Consider the following 20559-nt stretch of genomic DNA (forward strand, 5'->3'; position numbering starts at 1 on the left):
CCTTACCTCACCACCCGTGGTCGCTTCGAAGGGGATGTGAGGCCAAGGGCAGGTGAGGCGAGGGACAATCGGTGCATGGGCAGCACTTCTGACGGCAGGCGGGACCGGGACTCCGAGGGGCGGGCGCGCAACGCGCGGCCCCGGGACGGGCTCGGGCGGCCCCTGCCGTACGGGGCTGACGGGGTGGAGCGGCAACCCGAAGGGGTGGTGCGTACGCCCGAGGAGACGGTCGTCGAGGCGCAGGCACTGCTGGCGGCGGGCAGGCCGTTCCACGCGCACGAGGTCTTCGAGGACGCGTGGAAGTCGGGTCCCGCGGAGGAACGGGCCCTGTGGCGGGGCCTGGCCCAGCTCGCGGTGGGGCTCACGCATGCGGCTCGGGGGAACGTGACGGGCGGGGCGCGGTTGCTGCGGCGGGGAGCCGGGGCGGTCGAGGAGTGGGCGGCGGGTGCCGACCGGTCGCGGCCGTACGGGCTGGAGTCGGCCGGACTGGCCGCGTGGGCGCGGGAGTTGGCGGACACCGTGGAGAAGGACGGGGCGGCTGTGGACGCGCGGGCGTGGGCGCCGCGGCTGCGTGGCGGCGGGGCCTGAGAGCGGGGAGGAAGACCGGGCCCCGGGCACCTCCCTCGGACGAGCCCGGAGCTCCTCCCCTGGACGCGGTGGCCGGGCTGTCAGTGGCGTGGGGCAGACTCGGGGTGTGCGAAAGATTCATGTCATCGGCATCGGGGCGGGCGATCCCGACCAACTGACCCTGCAGGCGGTCAAGGCGCTGAGGAGCACGGACGTGTTCTTCGTCCTCGACAAGGGCGAGGTGAAGTCGGACCTCGTCCAGCTGCGCCGTGACATTCTCGACGCGCATCTGCCGGAGGGGACGTACCGCCTGGTTGAAGCCCGCGACCCGGAGCGGGATCGGAAAGCGGGCGGTGCCGGCTACTCCCCCGCGGTCGGGGACTGGCGCAGTGCCCGCGCCGACATCTACGAGCGGCTGATCGCCGAGGAGTTGGGCGAGGACGAGAGCGGCGCGTTCCTCGTCTGGGGCGACCCCTCGTTGTACGACAGCACGCTGGGGATTCTGGAGGAGATCCTCGACCGGGGCTCGGTCTCCTTCGAACACGACGTGGTGCCGGGCATCAGCAGCGTCTCGGCGCTCGTCGCCCGCCACCGCACGGGGCTCAACCGCGTGGCCCGTCCCGTCCAGATCACCACGGGCCGCCGGCTCACCGAGGGCTTCCCAGAGGGTGTCGACGACGTGGTGGTCATGCTCGACGCCCACCAGGCGTTCCGGCGGTACGCCGACCAGGACATCGACATCTACTGGGGCGCGTACATAGGCACGCCCGATGAGATCCTCGCCTCCGGCCCCCTCGCGGAGACGGCCCCGCGCATCGCGGAACTGCGTGCGGAGGCGCGCGACCGCAAGGGCTGGATCATGGACACGTACCTGCTGCGCAGGCATCCCCGGGAGTAGGGCCTCGCCGGGGTGCCGGCCGCTGCCCAAACCCCTGCGGCGAGCGGCCCGCACCCATGCGGACAGCCCCGCATGCACACGCCACCACGCAGTGTGAAGCTGACCGGTGTGACGACCACCGACACCGCCGAACCGCCGTTCGCCGCTGAGCCGTCCGCCGCACAGCCTCCCGTGCTGGACAAGCGCCGCCGCAATGTCGTATTCGTGACGATCATGCTCGGCATGCTGCTGGCCGCGCTGGACCAGACGATCGTGGGCACGGCCCTGCCGACGATCGCGTCGGACCTCGGCGGTGCGGAGCACATGTCGTGGGTGGTGACCAGCTATCTGCTGGCGGAGACCGTCGCAACGGTGCTGGTCGGCAAGTTCGGTGACCTGTTCGGCCGCAAGGTGGTCTTCCAGGCGTCGGCGATCATCTTCATCACCGGCTCGTTCCTGTGCGGCCTCGCCTCGAACATGACGCTGCTGATCGTCTGGCGGGGCATGCAGGGCATCGGCGCGGGCGGTCTGATGGTCACCGCGATGGCCCTGATCGCCGACGTGATCCCACTGCGCGAGCGCGGCAAGTACCAGGGCGCCATCGGCGCCGTCTTCGGCGTCGCCACCGTCATCGGCCCGCTGCTCGGCGGCCTCTTCACCGACCACCTCACCTGGCGCTGGGCCTTCTACGTCAACGTCCCGATCGCGATCCTCGTCGTCGTGGCCGCCGCCCGCACGATCCTGGTCGAGGACCTGACCCAGGACGTCCCGACGGAGGCCCGCCCCAAGGCCCTGGCGGCGGCCCCGACGGGAAGCTGACGAGCACTCCGAGCGAGCGGTCCTGTCCCGCCTTCTACCCCGCCCCGAAGCCCAGCCGAGCCAGCGCCGACGCCACGTCCGGTTCGGCTCGTACCCCCTCCGGAAGTGGAGGGCGGTGTACGACCACGACCGGCAGTCCCCGTGCGCGGGCGGCCGTCAGTTTGGCCGAGGTTGCCGAGCCGCCGCTGTCCTTGGTGACCAGCACGTCGATGCGGTGGTCGCGCAGGAGAGCCGTTTCGGACGCCACCGTGAACGGGCCGCGCGCCAGCAGGACTTCCGTGTGGCGCGGCATCGGCGGTTCTGGTGGTTCCACCGAGCGGACGAGGTAGTGCAGTTCGGGCTCCCGTACGAAGGCCGCGAGGCCCAGGCGCCCCGTCGTGAGGAAGACGCGCCGGCCCAGGGGCGGGAGGAGGGCGGCGGCTTCGGTGAGGGATGAGGCCGGGTGCCAGCGGTCTCCGGGGACGGGGGTCCAGCCCGGGCGGCGCAGGACGACGGCCGGGACGCCGGTGACCGAAGCGGCCTGTACGGCGTTCTCGGTGATGCCCGTCGCGAAGGGGTGCGTGGCGTCGACCAGGGCGTCGACGTGCTCGGCGCGCAGCCACTCGGCGAGACCCTCCGCCCCGCCGAACCCCCCGATGCGTACGTCCCCGTCCAGGGCCCCCGGCCGGGACACGCGTCCCGCGAGCGACGTGGTCACCCGCACGCCGGGGCGTACCGCGAGCGACGCGGCCAGCTCACGCGCCTCGGTGGTCCCGCCGAGGACCAGGACATGCGGGGACATGGCACCGAGCGTACGGGGCTGGACGCCATCGCCAGTGCGCCGGTCTGCGCGTCCGCCGCTCTGCCCGCTTGCCCTTCTGTCCGCCCGCCGGGGTGGCCCCGGTCAGCCCAGGGCCCGGTCGAGGTTGAACGCCGCGCTGATCAGGGCGAGATGGGTGAAGGCCTGCGGGAAGTTGCCCTGCTGTTCGCCGGTGTGGCTGATCTCCTCGGCGTACAGGCCGAGGTGGTTCGCGTAGGTGAGCATCTTCTCGAAGGCCAGCCGCGCCTCGTCGAGTCGTCCGGCCCGGGTCAGCGCCTCGACGTACCAGAAGGAGCAGATCGAGAAGGTGCCCTCCTCGCCGCGCAGGCCGTCGGGGCTCGCGTTCGGGTCGTAGCGGTAGACCAGCGAGTCGGAGACCAGGTCCTCGGTGAGCGCGTCGAGCGTGGAGAGCCACTTCGGGTCGGTGGGCGAGATGAACTTGGTCAGCGGCATCATGAGCACCGCGGCGTCGAGGACGTCGTCGTCCTCGTGCTGGACGAACGCCTGCCTCGTCGGTGACCAGCAGCGTTTCATGATCCGTCGGTAGATCGTGTCTCGGGCGCCGCGCCAGCGCACGATGTCGGCGGGCAGGCCCCGGCGGGTGGCCAGCCTCATGGCCCGCTCGATCGCCACCCAGCACATGAGCCTGGAGTAGAGGAAGTTCTTGCGGCCGCCGCGCGTCTCCCAGACGCCCTCGTCGGGCTGGTCCCAGTGGTCGCAGACCCAGTCCACCAGCGCGCAGATGTCGTCCCACTGGTCGCTGGAGATCGGCTGGGCCCACTTGTCGTAGAGGTAGACCGAGTCGATGAGCGCTCCGTAGATGTCGAGCTGGAGCTGGTCGGCTGCCGCGTTGCCGACCCGGACGGGGGCGGAGCCCTGGTATCCCTCCAGGTGGGGCAGTTCCCGCTCGGGCAGGTCGGTGCGCCCGTCGATGCCGTACATGATCTGCAACGGGCCCGCGAGATGGCCGTCACCCGGGCTGATGTGCTTGGCCGCGAAGGCCATGAAGGACTGGGCCTCGCTCGTGAAGCCGAGCCTCAGCAGCGCGTACACGCAGAAGGCGGCGTCGCGCACCCACACATACCGGTAGTCCCAGTTGCGCTCACCGCCGAGCTGTTCGGGCAGGCTGGTCGTGGCCGCGGCCACGATCGCGCCGGTCGGCGCGTAGGTGAGCAGTTTGAGGGTCAGCGCGGAGCGGTGCACCATCTCCCGCCACCGGCCGCGGTATTGGGAGGCGGTCAGCCAGTGCCGCCAGAAGGCCACCGTGGCGGCGAACAGCTCCTGGGCCTCGGCGCGCGGACAGCGGCGGGGCGCGATGTCGCCGCTGACCTGGTCGAGGGCGAACACCGCCGACTCGCCCTCGTGGAGTTTGAAGTCCACCTTCGCGTCGAGCCCGTCGCATTCGAGCGGCTCCGTGGCGGTCAGCGCGAGGTTCAGGTTCGCGGACTCGAAGACCACCATGCCGTCGTACGGCCGTGCCGTGTGCGGCTGGGCCCCGTACTCGAACCGGGGGGCCACGCGCGCGCGGAAGGGGATCGAGCCGCGTACGCAGAGCACGCGGCGGATCAGCCGGTGTCGGTCCGCCTCGATCTCGTCGCCGTCCACCGGCATGAAGTCCTGGATCTCGCCCACGCCGTCCTCGGTGAAGAAGCGGGTGACCAGGACGTTCGTGTCGGGGAAGTAGAACTGCTTGGTCCGGGCCGGTACGGTGGCCGCCAGCTCGAAGGAGCCGCCCCGGTCCGCGTCGAGGATCGACGCGAAGACGCTGGGGGCGTCGAAGGACGGACAGCAGTACCAGTCGATCGTGCCGTTGGTGCCCACCAGGGCCACGCTGCGCAGATCGCCGATCAGGCCGTGCTCGGCGATCGGCAGATAGCGGGCGGATGCCGGTGGATCCTCGTGACCGGATACCGGTGGATCCTCGTGACCGGGCGCCTCGGACATGGCCGCAGCCTCCCTGCCCCGGGAACACACTGTTGACGCTTCCCAGCGTAGGCGCTCCGCTGGATCCGCGGTTGGTTTTGATCTGCGGTTCGTTTGGCGCGAGCCCGGTGGGGGCTGGTCGCGCCCCTCGGCGGAGCCGCGGATTGATACAGCCCCGCGCCCCTTACGGGGCTCGGGGATGCGGCGTCAGCGCAGGAGCAGCTGTGCTCCGCCCACCACCGTCGCCGCGATCACCAGCTGTTCGAACAGTCGCTGGTTGATCCGGTTCACCGCCCATTTCCCGATGAGCGCCCCCGGTACGACGAAGGCGGCGAGGGCGGCGTCCAGCAGCAGCGAGTTGCCGTCGATCAGGCCGAGGCCGACGCTGAAGGGGACCTTGGAGATGTTGACGATCAGGAAGAAGAAGGCCGAGGTCCCAAGGAAGCCGAGCTTCCGGAAACCCGCGGAGAGGAGGTACATCGACATCACCGGGCCGCCCGCGTTGGCGACCATCGTGGTGAAGCCGCCCAGTACGCCGTACGAGCGGGCCTTGATCCGGCCGGCTCGCGTGGCCACCGAGTCGGGTTCCTCCTCCGCCTCGGCCTTGCGGCGGCGCCAGATCGTGACCCCGGCCATCAGCAGCAGGATCGCGCCGATCGACGTCCGTACGACCTGGTCGTCGGCCCACATCAGGAACACCGTGCCGACGATCACTCCCGCCGCGACCGCCGGGAACAGTTTCCACAGTGTCGGCCAGTGCGCGTGCCGCCGGTAGGTGAGCACGGCGAGCACGTCACCGACGATCAGGATCGGCAGCAGGACGCCGGTCGACGCCCGGGCGGGCAGGACGGCCGCGAAGATGGCGAGGCTGACCGTGTTGGCTCCGCTCACGGCTGTCTTGGAGAAGCCGACGAGCAGGGCCGCGGCGGCGAGGGCGGCGAACTCCCACAGGGATATGTGCCAGAGCGTCATCGTGTTCATGCGGGGACCGATGCTATGCGCACGTATCCGATCGCGTCAGGACCGTCTCGACAGGTGGCCCCTGCCGCCACCACAGGCACGCGCCGGCCGCCGCCGCGGGCACGCGCTATGGACCGCTTCCGCGCCCGCTGGAAAGATCGCTCTCGAACCTGCGCCGACGCCGATGGAGGACCCATGGCCGACTCCCGCGAGCACACCCTCACGGGCACCCGGGACACCGTCACCGCACGCGAGTGGCCGCGGGAGCGGCCACGGTACGTGGCGTTGCTGGTGCACGGCTACGGGGAGCACATCGGCCGGTACGAGTACGTGGCCGACGTCCTGCACGCGCACGGCGCGGCCGTGTTCGGCCCCGACCACATGGGGCACGGGAAGTCGGCGGGCGAGCGTGTGCTGATCGAGGACTTCGAGGACGTGGTGAGCGACGTCCACGCGGTGGAGCGGCTGGCCCGGGCCGCCCATCCCGGGGTGCCGGTCGTGCTGATCGGCCACTCCATGGGTGGACTCATCGCCGCGCGTTACGCCCAGCGGTACGGAGTCGGCCTGGCCGCGCTCGTGCTCTCCGGGCCGGTCATCGGCAGCTGGGACCCGCTGCCTCAGCTGCTCGCGCTCGATCCGCTGCCCGACACCCCCATCGACCCGGCCACGCTCTCCCGCGACCCGGCGGTCGGTGCGGCGTACGCGGCGGATCCGCTGGTCTGGCACGGGCCGTTCAAGCGCCCCACCCTGGAGGCCTTCGCGCACACCCTGGAGGACATCTCCAAGAGCGGTGACGTGGGCGCGCTTCCGCTGCTGTGGCTGCACGGGGACGACGACCGGATCGTGCCGCTGCCCGCCAGCCGCGCGGGTATCGAGGAGCTGCGCGGCGCCGAGTGGACCGAGCGCGTGTACGCGGGCGCGCGGCACGAGGTGTTCAACGAGACGAACAAGGACACGGTCCTCGCGGACGTGACGTCCTTCGTGGACAGGGTGCTGGCGGACTGAGTACGCACTGGCACGGAAGCGGGCCCCAGGGCCTCGAAATCGGGTGTTTTCGCTGATCCGCGCTGGGCACTCGGGCCCGCATGGAGTGGTTGTGGAGCGCGGCCTGCGCGGAGGAGGACCCTGAGCTGTTCTTCCCCGTGGGTACGACAGGCCCGGCGCAGCGGGACATCGCCGCCGCCAAGCGCGTCTGTGCCCGTTGCCCGGTGGCGGGCCAGTGCCTGGCGTGGGCACTCGCCACCGAACAGACCTCCGGTGTGTGGGGCGGTACGGCCGAGGAGGAGCGCGCCGCGCTGCTCCGTACGGTCCGTCGTCATCGAACGAGAAGAAGAAGTGCGCCCTGACCGTGGTGAGGAGGTTCTTCGGCCCGAGGGGTCCCGCCAGTTGCTGCGTAAACAGAGACGACGCTGCTGACGACACCTGAGGACCAAGGAGCAGGAGACGACACATGAGATTCCTGGAGCGCGAGCGCGCGGCCCTCACCAAGTTGCTGCCCGGCCTCGACGACGGTCTGCGGGCCGTCCCGCTGATGACGCTGGAAGGGCCGAAGAGCCCGGGGATCCGGTTGTTCCGGGAGAGCGGAGGGCCCGGGCTCCTGGCGCCGGCCTCCCTCCAGGGCAGAGGAGCCACGGCACTTGAGGCCCTGCGGGTGCAGCGCGCGCTGGGCAGCCGTTCGCCCTCACTGGCGGTGGCGACGACCATGCACCACTTCTCGATGGCCACACTGGTGGGGCTGAGCGACTCCGGCGAGGGACTGGAGTGGATGCTCGTCCAGGGCGTGGCGTCCGACAACCGTCTTTTGGCGTCCGGCTTCGCCGAGGGCCGCAGCGGCTCCGGCATCCTGTCGCCGTCGATGTCCGCGACGGTGACCGCGGAGGGCGTACGGATCAGTGGGGTGAAGCGGCCGTGCAGCCTGGCCCGTTCCATGGATCTGCTCACCGCCAGTGTGATGGTGCCGTGCGAGGACGGCGAGGGCCACGAGCTGGCCGTGGCCCTGGTGCCTGCCGACAGCGCGGGGCTGAGCGTCAGCGGCTTCTGGTCGAGCACATTCCTCGCGGGTGCCGAGAGCGATCAGGTCACCCTGGATGACGTCCTCGTACCGCCGGAACTGCTCGTACGGACCGCTTCGCCGGCCGGAGCCCGCCTCGACGAGGTGCAGACCGTCGGGCTGGTCTGGTTCGAGCTGCTGATGACCGGCAGTTATCTCGGCGCGGCGAGCGCGCTGGTGGAGCGGGTGCTGCTCAACGACCGTGTGCCCGAGGCCGAGCGGGTCCGTCTCCTGGTGGAGATCGAGGGCGCGGCGGGGGCGGTCGAGGGGCTCGCCCGGCGGCTGGACGAGTCCGCACCCGACGAGTCGGCGCTCGCCGACTCGCTGTACGCGCGCTACAGCGTGCAGGACGCTCTCGCGCGGATCGTGCCGCGGGCCGTCGAGCTGCTCGGGGGGCTCAACTTCATGACGTCGGACGAGGTGGGGTATCTCGCCGCGTGTTCCAACGGGCTGTCGTTGCATCCGCCTGCGCGGGTGCGGATGTCGGCGGCCTTGGCCGCCTATGTGGCGGATGGGCCGCTGACTGTCGCGTAGCGGTCCGCCAGGGCCTGTTCCTTTCCCCAACCCCGCCCCTTCCCGAAACTGGGGGGCTGCGCCCCCAGGTCCCCCTCCGCCCGGTTCGTCCGGTGCGGGTGAGTGGGGGCTGGGCGCGCAGTTCCCCGCGCCCCTGAAGGGCGGGCTGCGCCGCCCGATCCCGCGCAGCCACACAGCCGCACCCAACACACACCGCTCGCCCTACCGAGGGGAACTTCGCCATGCCTCAGAAACGTTCTGTTCTGCTTCTCACCGGGGGTGCCGGTGTGCTCGGGAGAGCGCTCGTCGACGAGTTGTCGCGGGACTTCGAGATCGTCTGTCTACGGCACCGCACACCGATGAACGACCCCCGGGTACGGGAGATCGGCGCCGACCTGTTGCAGCCCGAACTCGGCCTGCCGCAGGGGGACTTCGAACGGCTGGCGGCCGAGGTCGACCTGGTCGTGCACTGCGCCGCCGCCACCAACTGGAAGACCGAGCCCGACTCGATCCGGCGGGCCAACCTCGGCGGCACCGCCGGGATGCTCGACCTCTGTGTCCGGGCCGGCGCGCCGATGTACCACATGAGCACGGCGTTCGTCGCCAACCCGCTGGCCCCGGAGGAGCGGGAACGCTTCCCCGGTGCCGCCGCGTACCTCGCCTCCAAGACCGAGGCGGAGCAGTTGGTGCGCGACGCACCCGTGCCGGGTGTGATCCTGCGGCCTTCGGTGGTGATGGGCGACTCGGTGACCGGCCGTATCGCCGGGGTGCAGGGACTGACCCGGGTGCTCGCCGCCATCGTCAAGGGTCAGGTGCCGGTCGTACCGGGCTCGCCCGACGTGCGGATCGACATGGTGCCCCAGGACGTCATCGCCGGTGCCGTGGGGGATCTGGTGCGCGGCGGGGTCACGGACGGCGAGTACTGGCTGACGGCCGGAGCGCACTCCCTGTTGCAGCGCGAAGTGGTGGACGCCTGCCTGGAGTTCGCGGAACTGTACGGGCCCAGGCCACATCCGCCCCGGCTCGTTCCGCTGGAGTCCGTGCACCGACTGCTGCTGCCGCTCATCGAGGGACCCACCTTCCCGGAGTCGCTGCGCCGCCGCTTCCACACGTACGCGGAACTGCTGCTGGTCTTCCAGCGTGCCCTCCCCTTCGAGTCCTCCCTGGGGTCCCCGCACTGCGGCTCGGCCCCGTCGAAGGACGCCCTCAGGCAGGCGCTGGTCCGCAACCTGGCCGCCTGGTCCACCGGTCCCGGCGGCATGCGCGGCCGTCACCGCGCGCAGCCGTCCCGGGCCGCGGTCCCGATGCGGTCCGAGACAACGGGGACAACGGAGACAGAGGAGCTGGCCTCGTGACCGCTGCCCCGGCCGATGTCACGGCCAACACCCCGTCCCACGTCGCGGCCGACGTCCCGGTCACCGCGTCCGCCGCCGAGTCCACCGCCGACAGCGGCACCCATCGTGCGGACATCGCCCGGCTCTACCGCGAGCACCTCTCGGTCGGGCGGTCCGTGCTCGGGACCGTGCTCGGCGGCATGCTGGAGACGGCGGCCGACGGTGCCTGGATCTTCACCGACGACGGCCGCCGCTACCTCGACTTCGGCGGGTACGGCGTCTTCATCCTGGGGCACCGGCATCCCGCCGTCACCGCTGCCGTGCACCGCCAGCTGGACAAGCATCCACTGGCAAGCCGGGTCTTCCTGGAGCCGGTCGCCGCCCGCGCGGCACAGGCCCTGGCCGCGCGAACCCCGTACGGCCTCGACCACGTGCACTTCGTCAACTCCGGGGCGGAGGCGACCGAAACGGGTCTGAAGCTGGCCCGGGCCCATGGGCACACCGCGCTCGTCAGCACGGCCGGCGGCTATCACGGCAAGACCCTGGGGGCGCTGAGCGCCACCGCCAACCCGAAGTACCAGTTGCCCTTCCGGCCGCTGCTGCCGGACAGCACGGTGGTTCCCTACGGGGACGCGGACGCCATGGCACCCGTGCTGGCCCGGCTCGGCGACCGGGCCTGCGTGATCGTCGAGCCGGTACAGGGCGAGGGCGGCGTACGCGTTCCGCCGCCCGGCTATCTGGCCGAGGTGGGGCGGCTGTGCCGGACGTACGGGGCCTTCCTGATCGTCGACGAGATCCAGACGGGCCTCGGGCGGCTGGGCACGTGGTGGGGCATGGACGGCGAGCGGGTCTCCCCCGATGTGCTCCTCGTCGGGAAGGGCCTCAGCGGCGGCGTGGTCCCGGTCGCCGCTGCGGTCGCCACCGCGGCCGCCTACCGTCCGTTCTCCCGCGACCCCTACCTGCACACCTCCACCTTCGCCGCCTCCCCGATCGCGTGCGCCGCCGCGCTGGCCGCGGTCGAGACCCTCGACCGGGAGGACATCGTCGGCCGTGCCGCCGCGCTGGGAGACCGGCTGCTCGCGGATGTGCGGGCCGTCTGCGCCCCGTACGCGGGCGGTCTGGTGCGCGAGGTGCGCGGGCGCGGGCTGCTGATCGGCCTGGAGTTCACGGCGGACCAGGCCGTCGGCGAGCTGATCCTCGAACTCGTCGCGCGAGGCGTCCTGGTGAACCACTCCCTCAACGCCACCCGCGTTCTGCGTCTGACACCCCCGGCGATCGCCGGGGAGGAGGAGGTGCGGCTGTTCCTGGCTGCCCTGGCCGAGGCACTGCGCGTCGTGGCGGCGCGTGTCGGCCCAGCACCCGAGTAACCACGGCAGACCACCGAAAGGACCCCTCACATGCGTCGCGTGACCGTACGACTGACCGCCCACGACGTCGACCCCGAGACCGCGTACCAGCGGATCCGTGACTTCCGGCGCTACCCGGACGTCACCGAGACCGTGCGCGAGGTCGTGGTCCATCCGCCTCATGACGACGGCACGGTGGTGTCGGACTGGACCGTCCGCTTCCGGAACGGTCTGATGCGGTGGACCGAGCGCGACGCCTTCTTCCCGGAGAGCCGAAGCATCGGTTTCACCCAGCTCAGCGGCGACTTCGAGGTGTTCGAGGGCACCTGGCGGTGCGAGCCGGGCGAGGCGGACGGCACGACCGTGACCTTCGAGGCCCTGTTCGACCTGGGCATCCCGACGCTCGCCGAGCTCCTCGATCCGGTGGCCGACTCGACCCTGCGCACCAACATCGAGCGGATCCTGCGCGGGCTGCTCGGCAGGGTCACGCCCGCCCCGGCGGAACTCGTCGACACGGCCGCCGCCGCACATGGCTGACCTCGCGGTCGTACCCCAGCAGCCGTCCACCACGACGACGGGATGGGACGCCCTCCGGGACGAGCCCGGACCGGACACCGTCCGCTGTCTCGGGCTCTACGCCAAGCTCTCGGCCGGCGTCTGCGTCGTCACCGCCCTGGACGCCACCGGCCGCCCGACCGGAATGACGGTCTCGGCCCTGACGTCCCTGTCGGCCCGGCCGCCGCTCGTCCTCGCCTGTCTGCGCGGCGGTTCACGCACCCTGACCGCACTGCGTGCCCAAGGTGCCTTCGCCGTCAGCCTGTTGACGGTGGATCAGGAGGCGGTGGCCGAGCGCTTCGCCGACTCCGCGGTACCGCCCGCGCTGCGGTTCGCCGACATCCCCGTACGCCACGTACTCGGGCTGCCGGTGCTCTCCGACGCGCTCGCCTGGTCGGTGTGCCTGGTCGAGGACATCCGCCGGTACGGGGATCATCACGCCGTCGTCGGACGCGTGATGGCGGTCGACGTGAACGGCGGGCGGCCGCTGCTCTGGCACGACCGCGCGTTCCACACCCTCACCGGACCGCACGAGGGCTGACCCTCAAGCGGACCTGCAGCCGACGCCCGGCCGGGACTTCCCGGCCGGGCGTTTTACTCATCATCCGCACTCCCCAGCACGGGAGTTCGCATGAGGGTTCGCATGAGAAGAGGGGGTGGTGCGAGCCCCGAAGGGCCCGCACCACCCCCTCCGTCACGTTCACGCCGTGGCGGTGCTCCCGCGGAGGACCTCGCTCGCGGAACCGAGATGGCGTGCGAGGTCGCGGTACGACTCCAGGACCCCGGTCTCGACGTACGGGATGTCCCGCTCGGCGCAGAACGCCTTGACGAGGGGGTACGCGTGCCGCAGGGCCGAGCGCGGCATGCCGGGGAACAGGTGGTGCTCGATCTGGTAGTTGAGGCCGCCGAAGAAGAAGTCGCCGACCAGGGAGGTGGGCAGGGTGCGGGCGGTGAGGACCTGCCTCTCCAGCCAGCTCCACTCCTTGCCGGCCCGGGTGGGCAGCCCCTTGTGGTTGACGGCGAAGCCCAGCCCGAGCAGATAGCCGAGGAGGATCTGGTGGACCGCCAGGAACAGCAGCGCGCTCGGCCAGGGCAGGAGCAGGAAGAGGGCGCCGAGGAAGAGCACCAGGTGCAGGGCCAGCAGTCCGCCCTCCAGGAGGGGCCGGCGCACGGCCCGCCTGCGCAGCGCGATGACCCCGGCGACGCGCAGGACCACGGCCTCAAGGCCCAGCAGCGGGAAGAACAGATAGCGCTGGTTGGTGGCGAGGAAGCGGGCGAATCCCGTACGGTCCTGCGCCTGTTCGGGCGCGAAGATGGCCTGGCGGCGCAGGATGTCCGGGTCGAGTTCCAGGTGGTTGGGGTGGTTGTGGTGCCGGTTGTGGTGCTGCTCCCACCAGCCGAAGCACACTCCGAGCATGAGGTTGCCGTGGATCAGGCCGAGGGCCCGGATGTACCGTCGGGAGCGGGTGATCTGCCGGTGTCCGGCGTCGTGCAGGAGGAAGGCGAGCTGTTCGTGCCAGACCGCGAGCCAGACCGCGGCCAGGACCATCTGCCACCAGGAGCCGTCGCCGAGCGCGAGAGCCGCCCAGCCGACGGCGTTCATCAGCCAGACCACCGCGATCCCGGTCACGTACTGGCCCTTGCGGGCCCGCATCAGCCCGGCGTCCGTGACGCGCCGGGTCAGTTCACGGAAGTCCTCCTCCATCGAACCGGGTTCGTACGGTGAGGAGTTGACCGCCGGGCTGTCGGACATCGGTGTACCACCGAACCTTTCGTACGGGTAAGTGCTGCGAGCCTTCTCCGCCTTGTGCTGCTGTCGGGGCGTCGGGCGTCACGGGGTCAGGCCCATGTCGGCGAGCCGGGCCTGCTGGGTGGTGCGCGCCCATTCGGCGGCGGTCAGCATCCGCTCCTCGGGGGTGGTGTCGACGAGGCGGCGGCCCGGCCACAGTTCGTAGTCGCCGGCGAGGTCGCGGTGCTGTTCCAGGCCCTGCTGGTAGAGCAGCTCCCGGCGGAAGGTCAACTGCTGCACGGGCAGCCGGGACCACAACTCCATGCCGCGCGCGATCAGTTCGCGGATGCGGTCCGCTTCCTCGGGGTGGCGCCGCAGATGGCGCCGGACGATGGTGCTGCCCACCGACAGATGCCGGATCTCGTCGATGCCGGCCGCGCGCTCGATCTCGGCGGCCGGGGGGTCGAAGGGCCGCCATTTGCGCTCGCTCAGCTCGGCGGTGGGCGCGAGGACGCCTTCGACGAGGACGGTCAGGGTGATCACGCCGCCGATGTAGTCCCGGTCGTTCTCCAGGACGGACAGCCCGAACTCCTCCAGCGGGACCAGGACCGCGTCCCGGTCGGCGCCGGCGAGCGACTCCATCGTGGCTTCCAACTGGTCGTACGGTACGCCCAGTTCGAGCAGGTGCCCGCGGAAGGCGTAGGCGTGCCGGGCCTCGTCCGCCAGCTGGGTGGTGTAGAAGTCCATCCCGGCGAGGTCGGGGGCGTACGCGACGAGGAAGGAGATGGCCCGGGTCGCCTTCTCCTCGGCCATCGAGCGGAAGGCGAGTTCCGCCATGACGGCCTGCCGCAGCGGGCCCTCCGCCAGCATGTGGTCCGGCACGGGTACGTCCGGCGAGCGACCCATCGGATCACCGCCGAGGGTGCCTTCGGGCACGGCCCGGAACCAGTAGCCGAGGTCGCAGTACTCGGGAGTGAGCTCGGTGTGCAGCGCGCCTTCCAGGAGGTTGGGGGCGCGATGGCGGTCGGCTTCCGCCGGGATCTTCGAAGCGAACGTGGTCATGTCGGCCTTTCCGGGGCAGGGGCTTTCGCCCGTCGGGGGGTTGGGTTTCGAATCGGCGTGAACTTTGAGGTCTCGAATGGGCGTGGACCATGGGGTCTCGCATCGGCGTGGACCGCGGATCGGCGTGCTGTCAGACCGACTTGGTGAGGCGCATCAGCCGCCAGACGGCGGCGGGGCTCACGCCGCCCTGGAACGCCAGGTACTCCGGTTCGATGAGCTGCGGCCGCCATTTGAGCTTGAAGGACTCCTGGGCGGCGGCCGGATAGACCGCCTGTCCCTTGGCCGCCAGCAGTTCCACGCAGCGGCGCAGTACGCGGCTGGCCGGACCGGGCTCGGCCGCGTCGGGGCGGAGGTGGACGAACGGGGTGAACCCGAGGTGGAGCCAGCCGCAGCCCTCGTCCTGGAACTGCCGCAGGGCGGTGGCGAACATCAGCTCCACCGTGCCGGGCGGGGCGTCCGGCAAGCGCCGGGTCAGGTCGTAGAGCCGGCCCGCCCGCTCACCGAACACCGGCGAGTACGACACGTACCCGACGGTCCGTCCCTCGTGGAGGGCGGTGAACAGGCGCCGGTGCGGTGCGCCCGGGCCGCCGCGTTCGCCGATGAGGAAGTCGAGCTCCTTGACGTGGCGGCCCTTGGCTCGCAACCATGCGGCGTCCACCGCGTCGAGGGCGGCGCCGACCTCCTCGCCGTCCCGCTCGCCCCCGGGCACCTCGGTGACGGTCACGCCTTCTCTGCGGGCCCGGTTGACCATGTTGCGGACCTTCACCATGCGCTGGCCGCCGAGACTGTAGCCGTCCAGCGCGATACTGAAGGAGGCGCCGAACCGGTTGACGACGAAGCCGTGCCGGGCGTGCAACTCGGCATCGGCGCGGGAGAGTTGGACGGCGGTGACCCGGCGGCCCTCGTCGTCGGCCCGCGCCAGCAGCGCGCCCAGCAGCCGCTCCTGGTCCGGGGCCGCGCAGACGGGACCGCCCAGCTGGAACAGATGCCGCCGCCCGCCCTCCCGGTAGGGAACGAACCCGTCGACGCCGTCCGCGTGGAAGCGCTGATTGCCGCGGTTCATCGCGAGGAACGCGCTGCTGTGGCTGCCGTGCCGACGCAGCATCTCGTAGGCCTCCGTGTCCGCGAGTGCCCGTACGGGGCTCACCGGGCCGCCGCCGTGCGTGCTTCGTGCGTCTCACGCGCTTCGTGCCACGGAACGGTCGCGAAGTCCCGTAACGCGCTCTGGACGGAGGGATGGGGCACGGGCTCGAAGGACACGGTGAACGACTTGGCGAAGTTGCCGAACAGCGCGCGGTCCCCGAAGAGATGGATGGGCAGGACCAGCAGCGCCCACTCCCAGCCGGACACCAGCACCCAGACGCCGAGGACCGCGCCCTGCACGCTCAGGCTGTGCATGGTGTTGTAGAGGACGTAGTAGACGCGGGAGACGCGCAGATCGGGGCTGCGGTGGTAGGCGATCGCCCCGGGGACGTAGCCGATGACGTCGACGTACGCGAAGAGGACGACGGCGACCCACCAGCGCACGTCGTCCAGGTGCGCGAGGAAGAAGCCGGTGGCGACCAGCAGCCCGAGCAGGTACTCCAGGCGCAGCAGCCGGTAGGTGGTGGGGGTCTGGCAGAGGTTGTGTCCGTCCACGGTCACCGCCCGAGGGGCGGGATCGGGGCACCCGGCGCATCGACTGCCGGGCGGGTCGCGGTCACCAGGATCATGCTCTCCTTCTCAAGACCCGGGAACGCCGCCAGATGCGGGGTGAACCGCTCGACCGCGTACGGCAGTGTCAGCAGGTCGGCGACCCGGGCCCGCCAGCCGTGGTCGCCCCACCAGTACTCGGCGTCGGCGAGGTGCCAGACCCAGGGGGTGCCGGAGCCGGACAGGGCCTCCAGCCAGGGCTTGACGAAGGGCGAGTCGGCGGCGTCGGCGTTCAGGCACTCGGCGCCGAGGGTGCTGCCCGGCGCGGACAGCTCGCCGACCGTGCCGACCAGGCGTTCCACGGCTTCCGGGTCGAGGTAGTAGAGCAGTCCCTCGCACAGCCAGGCGGTGGGGCGGCTCGGGTCGAAACCGGCGGTGAGCAGCGCCTCCCGCCAGGCACCGAGCAGGTCGGCGGTGACGGCGGTGCGGCGGGCGGTGCCGGGGGTGCGGCCCGCGAGGACCCGCGCCTTGAAGGCGTGTACGGCCGGCAGGTCGACCTCGAAGACGTGGGTTCCGGCGGGCCAGTCGAGCCGGTACGCGCGGGTGTCCAACCCGGCTCCCAACATGACCACTTGACGGCATCCGGCCCGGGCGGCGGCGAGCAGGTGGTCGTCGAAGAAGCGGGTGCGGACGGCCAGCCAGTCGGGCAGCAGCTTCTGCAGGGCGCCTGATCCGGGAGGCGCGCCGGCCGGTCCGGCGGAGGCCAGGAACTCGGCCGCCAGGGGGTCCTGGAAGAGCGCGTCGGCCCGGCCGGTTTCGTGGGCCCGCATACGGACGGTCCACAGGGCGGTCTCCGAGACTCCGCCCAGCGGTGTGCCGGCGGTGGCGCAGGCCGCGGCGGCGGCACGCGGGGTCGCGTCCTGCGAGGGGTCGTGATGCGGCACGGGCAAGGACGTGGGCACAGGTGTGTCCTTCGTTCGGTGAAGCTGACGGTGACGGTGACGGTGACGGTGACGGTGAATGGCAACGGGCAGTGGTCGGTGCGGAGTTGGGGCGGGCGGGGCGATCTCAGCGGCATGCGCCGAAGTGTCGGCGGGATGCGCGGCGGGGTCGGAGGGATCGGAGGGATACGCGGGGAGGGGCGGCGGGACACGCGGGGACGTCAGCCGGGTGCGCGGCGTCGGGCGTGGTGAGCGGGGGCGTCAGCGGCGTGCGTGGCGTCGGGCGCGGTGCGCTGCGGCATCAGCGAGGTGCGCGGCGGCGTCAGCGGGTGGCGCGGCGGCGGTCGAGCAGCAGGGCTGCCGCGCCCAGTGCCATCAGGCCGCGCGAGGGCGACCAGGATCGGTGCCCGCCCATGGCGGCGGGCGTATGCGGCTCATGGAGCTGGAGCGCGAACTGGCGGTTGGCGGCGTCGGAGAGCAGTCCGCGCCACTGCTCGGGGGCCGACGCGGCGGCGGACAGCAGGTCCATCGTGTTGCGGGCGACCTGGTCCAGGGAGAAGTACTCGCGGATGAGGGCCATGATGATGCCGCGCGCCTCCGCCTTGAACACCTCCGCGAGGGCGATGTCCGGTGCGAGGCAGCGCACCGAACCCTCCAGGTTCGCGAAGGACTTGCCGAGCAGGGAGATGGCGGGCGCCGAGCCGATGCCTCGCCGGGTCGCCTTCTCCAGGACGGTGGTCAGGGACACCCCGAAGTTGATGTCCTCCAGGGAGGCCGTGGCGACCTTCGGGACCAGCGCGGCCATGTCGGCGGCGAACGCCGGCAGGTTCGACCAGGCGGTGACCCGGCCCATGTCGGCCCAGGCATGGGCGAGGCCGTGGCCGTCGTTCTGGGCGATGGCCATGAGGAGCGGCAGCAGTTGCAGGCTCGTGCGGCGGTCGAGGCGGCCGGTCATCCCCCAGTCGATGAGCGTGGCCGGGCCGCCGGGCTGCGCGAAGACGTTGCCCGCGTGCGGGTCGGCGTGGAACATCCGGTCGACGAAGTAGCCCCGGTACATGAACCGCAGCAGGTCCTTGCCGATGTCCGTGCGCTCGCGGTCGCTGAACCGGGCGCGGTCGAGGTGGCGTACGGACGCGCCGGGGGCCAGCGACTGGACGAGTACCTTCGGGGTGGCGTGGAGGACGCGGGGCACGTCCAGGGTCGGGTAGCGGCGGATGTTCTCGCGGGCCTCGTCCATGTTGCGGGCCTCGCCGGTGAAGTCGAGTTCGGGTTCCATCGCGTCGAAGATGGAGCCGAGCATCGCCTCCACGTCGATGACCTCGTTGAAGCGGGGTGCCGTCCGGGCGACGATCCTGGACGCCTTGCGCATCAGGGCCATGTCCGCGTGGACCGTGTCCCGGATGCCGGGCCGCTGGACCTTCACCACGGCGGGCCGACCGCCGGGCAGGGTGACCCGGTACACCTGTGCCAGGGAGGCCGCCCCGAGCGGGCGGGTCGTGTCGATGTCGTCGAAGCGCAGCTTCCAGTCCGCGCCGAGCTCGTCCCGGAGTACGGGTTCGAAGACGGAGAACGGCTGGACGTCGACCTGGTCGTGGAGGTTCTGCAGCTCGGCGATCATGGATGCGGGCACCATGTCGGGCCGGGTCGAGAGGATCTGACCGAGCTTCACATAGAACGGGCCGAGGCTTTCGAGAGCGTGCCGCACCGCCTTGGCGCGGCGCGACCCGTCCCCGGCGGAGGTCTCGCCGTCCACCGGGGACGGGTCGCGCCTGGCCCGCCGACGCTCCCGCGCCACCTGTCCGACCTCGTCGGCGACGAGGCTTCCGAGCACCTTCACCACCAGCCGAAGCCGACTGCCGAGCATGGCACCCATGGATGACAACCTCCTTGTGCCTGACGAGTTCTGACGGTCATGTACGCGGTTCTCCGACGGCGCCTGCCGGTGCCCCGGAGTGGGCGGCGCCCTGGCGCCGGCGGTGCGCGCCTGCTCAGGCGGTGATCAGGTCCCCTTCCTCGCGGCCGGTGCGCGACCGCCGCCGGTCACGGCACCAGTGAGGCCCTGGACGTTCTCCAACACGCCGACCAACGTGCCGACGAGTTCGGAGAGTTGGGCGATCTGACGGGGCAGCGCGGCCAGCCCCTCCGCCATGTCGGCCGCTCCCGAAACGGCGGATGTCGCCCCGCCCGCGACCTGGCCGAGCGCGGCCAGCGGATTGGCTCCACCGACTCCACCGCCCGTGAGGGCCGCGAGCGGGTTGGGCGCCGCGCCGGCGAGCGCGGCGAGTGGATTCGCCGCACCGGACCCCGCCGCCGCGTTGGCGGCGTTCGCGAGGGCGGCCACGGGGTTGGCCACACCGCCCAGCGCCGACATGGCGCTGACCGTCCTCAGCACGTCACCCGGCAGTCCGTTAAGCGCCTGGTACGGATTCCCCGGGGTGAGCCAGTCCACGGAATCGGAATCGCCACCCTTCCGGTCGAGAATGTCGTCGAACGCCTTCTTCGTGCTGTCGGCGATGTCGCCGATGAAATCCTTGATCGTATCCTGGGTGTTGTTGTTCCTGCCCACGGGCATGTTCCTTTCCCTCGCACCTGCCTGAACTCCCGGAACTCGGGAGCCGTTCTGAGGCCCGCATGGGCGAAAACGAGCCACACGCGGGAAGAAGGCGGAAATCCGCTATGCCGCGACGCCGTCCAGGGCTTTGGCGCAGACCAGCCGAAGCCGCGCACGTCCGCGTGTGAACGCGCCCTCGGCCGCCTTGACCGAGATCTGGTGGATGCGGGCGAATTCCAGCGTGGAGATTCCATGGGCACGGGCCAGCACGACCTGTCGCTCCCGGCCCCGCAAGAGGTGCACCTGGCGGAGCAGCCAGCGCCCGAAGTCCTGGTCGCAGACGCCTTCGTCCGGCATCTCGGGCGTCCGCACGTCCGCGGCACGGGGCAGCAGCCGCCGGCTCCGCTCCAGCTCGCGGTAGTGGTCGACGCACAGCCGCAGGGCGACCGAGGTCAGAAAGGGACCGATCCGGTCCCGGTCCAGATCGCCGTACGCGGCGGCCCTCAGCATCGCTTCCTGTACGCAGTCCTCCGCGTCCTGCGCGGTGGGAAGCCGCCGGCGGACCAGCCTCATGAGTCTGTCGCGATGACCGGCGATTTCATCCCAGGATAACTCCCTTCGCATTTCTTCCTGGGACTCATGAATTTCCCGACCGACGATAGCGGACACACCTGAGCTGCCTACCGAATTCCTGTTTTCCATGGCCCCGAGACGATTTCCTGGTGCGACGTCGAATATTCGCACGGCTTATACCCAACCCGACGCGAAGGTTCCTTTCCGAGCCGGGAGAGCAGCAAACCAGGACCATTGCCTTCCACTCATCCGCATGGAGAACGGACGATCATGTTCCGGTGCACTGGGAACCGTGCTACACATTTGTGTGCACGCGCAGGCGGCAGCG

Annotated in this window: 21 protein-coding genes; 10 read left to right on the forward strand and 11 right to left on the reverse strand. The window is 71.2% G+C overall.

Translation table 11 applies throughout. The features are described 5' to 3' along the window. The first annotated feature begins 75 nt into the window (after positions 1-75). From OHA11_RS04210 to OHA11_RS04220, 3 genes are all read left to right on the forward strand, one after another. On the forward strand, positions 76-588 hold the full coding sequence (locus tag OHA11_RS04210; protein ID WP_266492051.1) for a DUF309 domain-containing protein: 513 nt from the start codon (positions 76-78) through the stop codon (positions 586-588). 106 nt (positions 589-694) lie between these two features. Beyond that, positions 695-1465, forward strand: coding sequence for a precorrin-6A synthase (deacetylating) (cobF, locus tag OHA11_RS04215; protein ID WP_266492052.1), 771 nt, complete (start codon positions 695-697; stop codon positions 1463-1465). Between the two features lie 72 nt (positions 1466-1537). Further along, on the forward strand, positions 1538-2263 hold the full coding sequence (locus OHA11_RS04220; RefSeq protein ID WP_266492055.1) for an MFS transporter: 726 nt from the start codon (positions 1538-1540) through the stop codon (positions 2261-2263). Between the two features lie 34 nt (positions 2264-2297). On the opposite strand, the gene OHA11_RS04225 is transcribed toward OHA11_RS04220, so the two are convergent. The 3 genes from OHA11_RS04225 to OHA11_RS04235 all read right to left on the reverse strand — a co-directional run bounded on the left by OHA11_RS04225 (position 2298) and on the right by OHA11_RS04235 (position 5966). Further along, positions 2298-3044 carry a cobalt-precorrin-6A reductase gene (locus OHA11_RS04225; protein ID WP_266492057.1) on the reverse strand — a complete coding sequence of 249 codons (747 nt, stop codon included), beginning with the start codon at positions 3042-3044 and terminating at the stop codon, positions 2298-2300. A 102-nt stretch (positions 3045-3146) separates the two neighbouring features. Beyond that, the gene (locus OHA11_RS04230) at positions 3147-5006 is read right to left on the reverse strand and encodes a glycoside hydrolase family 15 protein (RefSeq protein WP_266492059.1); all 1860 of its coding nucleotides are present in this window, start codon (positions 5004-5006) and stop codon (positions 3147-3149) included. Positions 5007-5192: 186 nt separating this feature from the next. After that, positions 5193-5966, reverse strand: a complete 774-nt coding sequence (locus OHA11_RS04235; protein ID WP_266492062.1) for a sulfite exporter TauE/SafE family protein — start codon at positions 5964-5966, stop codon at positions 5193-5195. Positions 5967-6140: 174 nt separating this feature from the next. Here OHA11_RS04235 and OHA11_RS04240 point away from each other — a divergent pair, with 174 nt between their 5' ends. The 7 genes from OHA11_RS04240 (at position 6141) to OHA11_RS04270 (ending at position 12284) form a co-directional block, all read left to right on the forward strand. After that, a complete protein-coding gene (locus OHA11_RS04240) occupies positions 6141-6950 on the forward strand; it encodes an alpha/beta hydrolase (RefSeq protein ID WP_266492065.1) in 810 nt (269 codons plus the stop codon). An 80-nt stretch (positions 6951-7030) separates the two neighbouring features. Further along, positions 7031-7291, forward strand: coding sequence for a WhiB family transcriptional regulator (locus tag OHA11_RS04245; RefSeq protein ID WP_266492068.1), 261 nt, complete (start codon positions 7031-7033; stop codon positions 7289-7291). Between the two features lie 104 nt (positions 7292-7395). Then, a complete protein-coding gene (locus OHA11_RS04250; RefSeq protein WP_266492070.1) occupies positions 7396-8529 on the forward strand; it encodes an acyl-CoA dehydrogenase family protein in 1134 nt (377 codons plus the stop codon). Between the two features lie 221 nt (positions 8530-8750). Then, complete coding sequence (locus tag OHA11_RS04255) at positions 8751-9863, forward strand: SDR family oxidoreductase (RefSeq protein WP_266492071.1); 1113 nt, start codon at positions 8751-8753, stop codon at positions 9861-9863. Between the two features lie 113 nt (positions 9864-9976). Then, the gene (locus OHA11_RS04260; protein ID WP_266506930.1) at positions 9977-11209 is read left to right on the forward strand and encodes an aspartate aminotransferase family protein; all 1233 of its coding nucleotides are present in this window, start codon (positions 9977-9979) and stop codon (positions 11207-11209) included. 30 nt (positions 11210-11239) lie between these two features. Further along, positions 11240-11725 (forward strand): type II toxin-antitoxin system RatA family toxin, encoded by a 486-nt coding sequence (locus tag OHA11_RS04265; protein ID WP_266492073.1) that lies wholly within the window; start codon positions 11240-11242, stop codon positions 11723-11725. Further along, on the forward strand, positions 11718-12284 hold the full coding sequence (locus OHA11_RS04270) for a flavin reductase family protein (RefSeq protein WP_266492075.1): 567 nt from the start codon (positions 11718-11720) through the stop codon (positions 12282-12284). Before OHA11_RS04265 ends, OHA11_RS04270 begins: the two co-directional genes overlap by 8 nt. Positions 12285-12443: 159 nt before the next feature. Here OHA11_RS04270 and OHA11_RS04275 read toward each other — a convergent pair whose 3' ends face one another. The 8 genes from OHA11_RS04275 to OHA11_RS04310 all read right to left on the reverse strand — a co-directional run bounded on the left by OHA11_RS04275 (position 12444) and on the right by OHA11_RS04310 (position 20282). Continuing rightward, positions 12444-13496, reverse strand: coding sequence for an acyl-CoA desaturase (locus tag OHA11_RS04275; RefSeq protein WP_266492078.1), 1053 nt, complete (start codon positions 13494-13496; stop codon positions 12444-12446). A gap of 78 nt (positions 13497-13574) precedes the next feature. Next, positions 13575-14534, reverse strand: coding sequence for a VlmB-like protein (locus OHA11_RS04280; protein ID WP_266492081.1), 960 nt, complete (start codon positions 14532-14534; stop codon positions 13575-13577). Between the two features lie 130 nt (positions 14535-14664). Then, positions 14665-15681 (reverse strand): DUF2156 domain-containing protein, encoded by a 1017-nt coding sequence (locus OHA11_RS04285; protein WP_323186515.1) that lies wholly within the window; start codon positions 15679-15681, stop codon positions 14665-14667. Next, positions 15678-16178 carry a hypothetical protein gene (locus OHA11_RS04290; protein WP_266492084.1) on the reverse strand — a complete coding sequence of 167 codons (501 nt, stop codon included), beginning with the start codon at positions 16176-16178 and terminating at the stop codon, positions 15678-15680. The genes OHA11_RS04285 and OHA11_RS04290 overlap by 4 nt, the downstream gene beginning before the upstream one ends. Next, positions 16175-17128: an SAM-dependent methyltransferase gene (locus tag OHA11_RS04295; RefSeq protein WP_323186516.1), complete on the reverse strand. Its 954-nt coding sequence runs from the start codon at positions 17126-17128 to the stop codon at positions 16175-16177. The genes OHA11_RS04290 and OHA11_RS04295 overlap by 4 nt, the downstream gene beginning before the upstream one ends. Before the next feature lie 301 nt (positions 17129-17429). Beyond that, complete coding sequence (locus tag OHA11_RS04300) at positions 17430-18980, reverse strand: AarF/ABC1/UbiB kinase family protein (protein ID WP_266492086.1); 1551 nt, start codon at positions 18978-18980, stop codon at positions 17430-17432. A 126-nt stretch (positions 18981-19106) separates the two neighbouring features. Further along, positions 19107-19679, reverse strand: coding sequence for a hypothetical protein (locus OHA11_RS04305; protein ID WP_266492089.1), 573 nt, complete (start codon positions 19677-19679; stop codon positions 19107-19109). Positions 19680-19781: 102 nt separating this feature from the next. Next, positions 19782-20282: an RNA polymerase sigma factor gene (locus OHA11_RS04310; RefSeq protein ID WP_266492090.1), complete on the reverse strand. Its 501-nt coding sequence runs from the start codon at positions 20280-20282 to the stop codon at positions 19782-19784. Positions 20283-20559: the final 277 nt, after the last annotated feature.

The sequence above is a fragment of the Streptomyces sp. NBC_00878 genome (genome assembly GCF_026341515.1).
Lineage (GTDB): Bacteria > Actinomycetota > Actinomycetes > Streptomycetales > Streptomycetaceae > Streptomyces.

Excerpts from the sequence above, each read along its gene's own strand:
- OHA11_RS04240 (WP_266492065.1), top strand. The coding sequence starts at position 6,141 with ATGGCCGACTCCCGCGAGCACACCCTCACGGGCACCCGGGACACCGTC.
- OHA11_RS04255 (WP_266492071.1), top strand. The coding sequence starts at position 8,751 with ATGCCTCAGAAACGTTCTGTTCTGCTTCTCACCGGGGGTGCCGGTGTG.
- OHA11_RS04265 (WP_266492073.1), top strand. The coding sequence starts at position 11,240 with ATGCGTCGCGTGACCGTACGACTGACCGCCCACGACGTCGACCCCGAG.
- OHA11_RS04245 (WP_266492068.1), top strand. The coding sequence starts at position 7,031 with ATGGAGTGGTTGTGGAGCGCGGCCTGCGCGGAGGAGGACCCTGAGCTG.
- OHA11_RS04275 (WP_266492078.1), bottom strand. The coding sequence starts at position 13,496 with ATGTCCGACAGCCCGGCGGTCAACTCCTCACCGTACGAACCCGGTTCG.
- OHA11_RS04305 (WP_266492089.1), bottom strand. The coding sequence starts at position 19,679 with ATGCCCGTGGGCAGGAACAACAACACCCAGGATACGATCAAGGATTTC.
- OHA11_RS04235 (WP_266492062.1), bottom strand. The coding sequence starts at position 5,966 with ATGAACACGATGACGCTCTGGCACATATCCCTGTGGGAGTTCGCCGCC.
- OHA11_RS04225 (WP_266492057.1), bottom strand. The coding sequence starts at position 3,044 with ATGTCCCCGCATGTCCTGGTCCTCGGCGGGACCACCGAGGCGCGTGAG.
- OHA11_RS04230 (WP_266492059.1), bottom strand. The coding sequence starts at position 5,006 with ATGTCCGAGGCGCCCGGTCACGAGGATCCACCGGTATCCGGTCACGAG.
- OHA11_RS04250 (WP_266492070.1), top strand. The coding sequence starts at position 7,396 with ATGAGATTCCTGGAGCGCGAGCGCGCGGCCCTCACCAAGTTGCTGCCC.
- OHA11_RS04220 (WP_266492055.1), top strand. The coding sequence starts at position 1,538 with ATGCACACGCCACCACGCAGTGTGAAGCTGACCGGTGTGACGACCACC.
- OHA11_RS04310 (WP_266492090.1), bottom strand. The coding sequence starts at position 20,282 with ATGCGAAGGGAGTTATCCTGGGATGAAATCGCCGGTCATCGCGACAGA.
- OHA11_RS04210 (WP_266492051.1), top strand. The coding sequence starts at position 76 with ATGGGCAGCACTTCTGACGGCAGGCGGGACCGGGACTCCGAGGGGCGG.
- OHA11_RS04270 (WP_266492075.1), top strand. The coding sequence starts at position 11,718 with ATGGCTGACCTCGCGGTCGTACCCCAGCAGCCGTCCACCACGACGACG.
- OHA11_RS04300 (WP_266492086.1), bottom strand. The coding sequence starts at position 18,980 with ATGGGTGCCATGCTCGGCAGTCGGCTTCGGCTGGTGGTGAAGGTGCTC.
- OHA11_RS04280 (WP_266492081.1), bottom strand. The coding sequence starts at position 14,534 with ATGACCACGTTCGCTTCGAAGATCCCGGCGGAAGCCGACCGCCATCGC.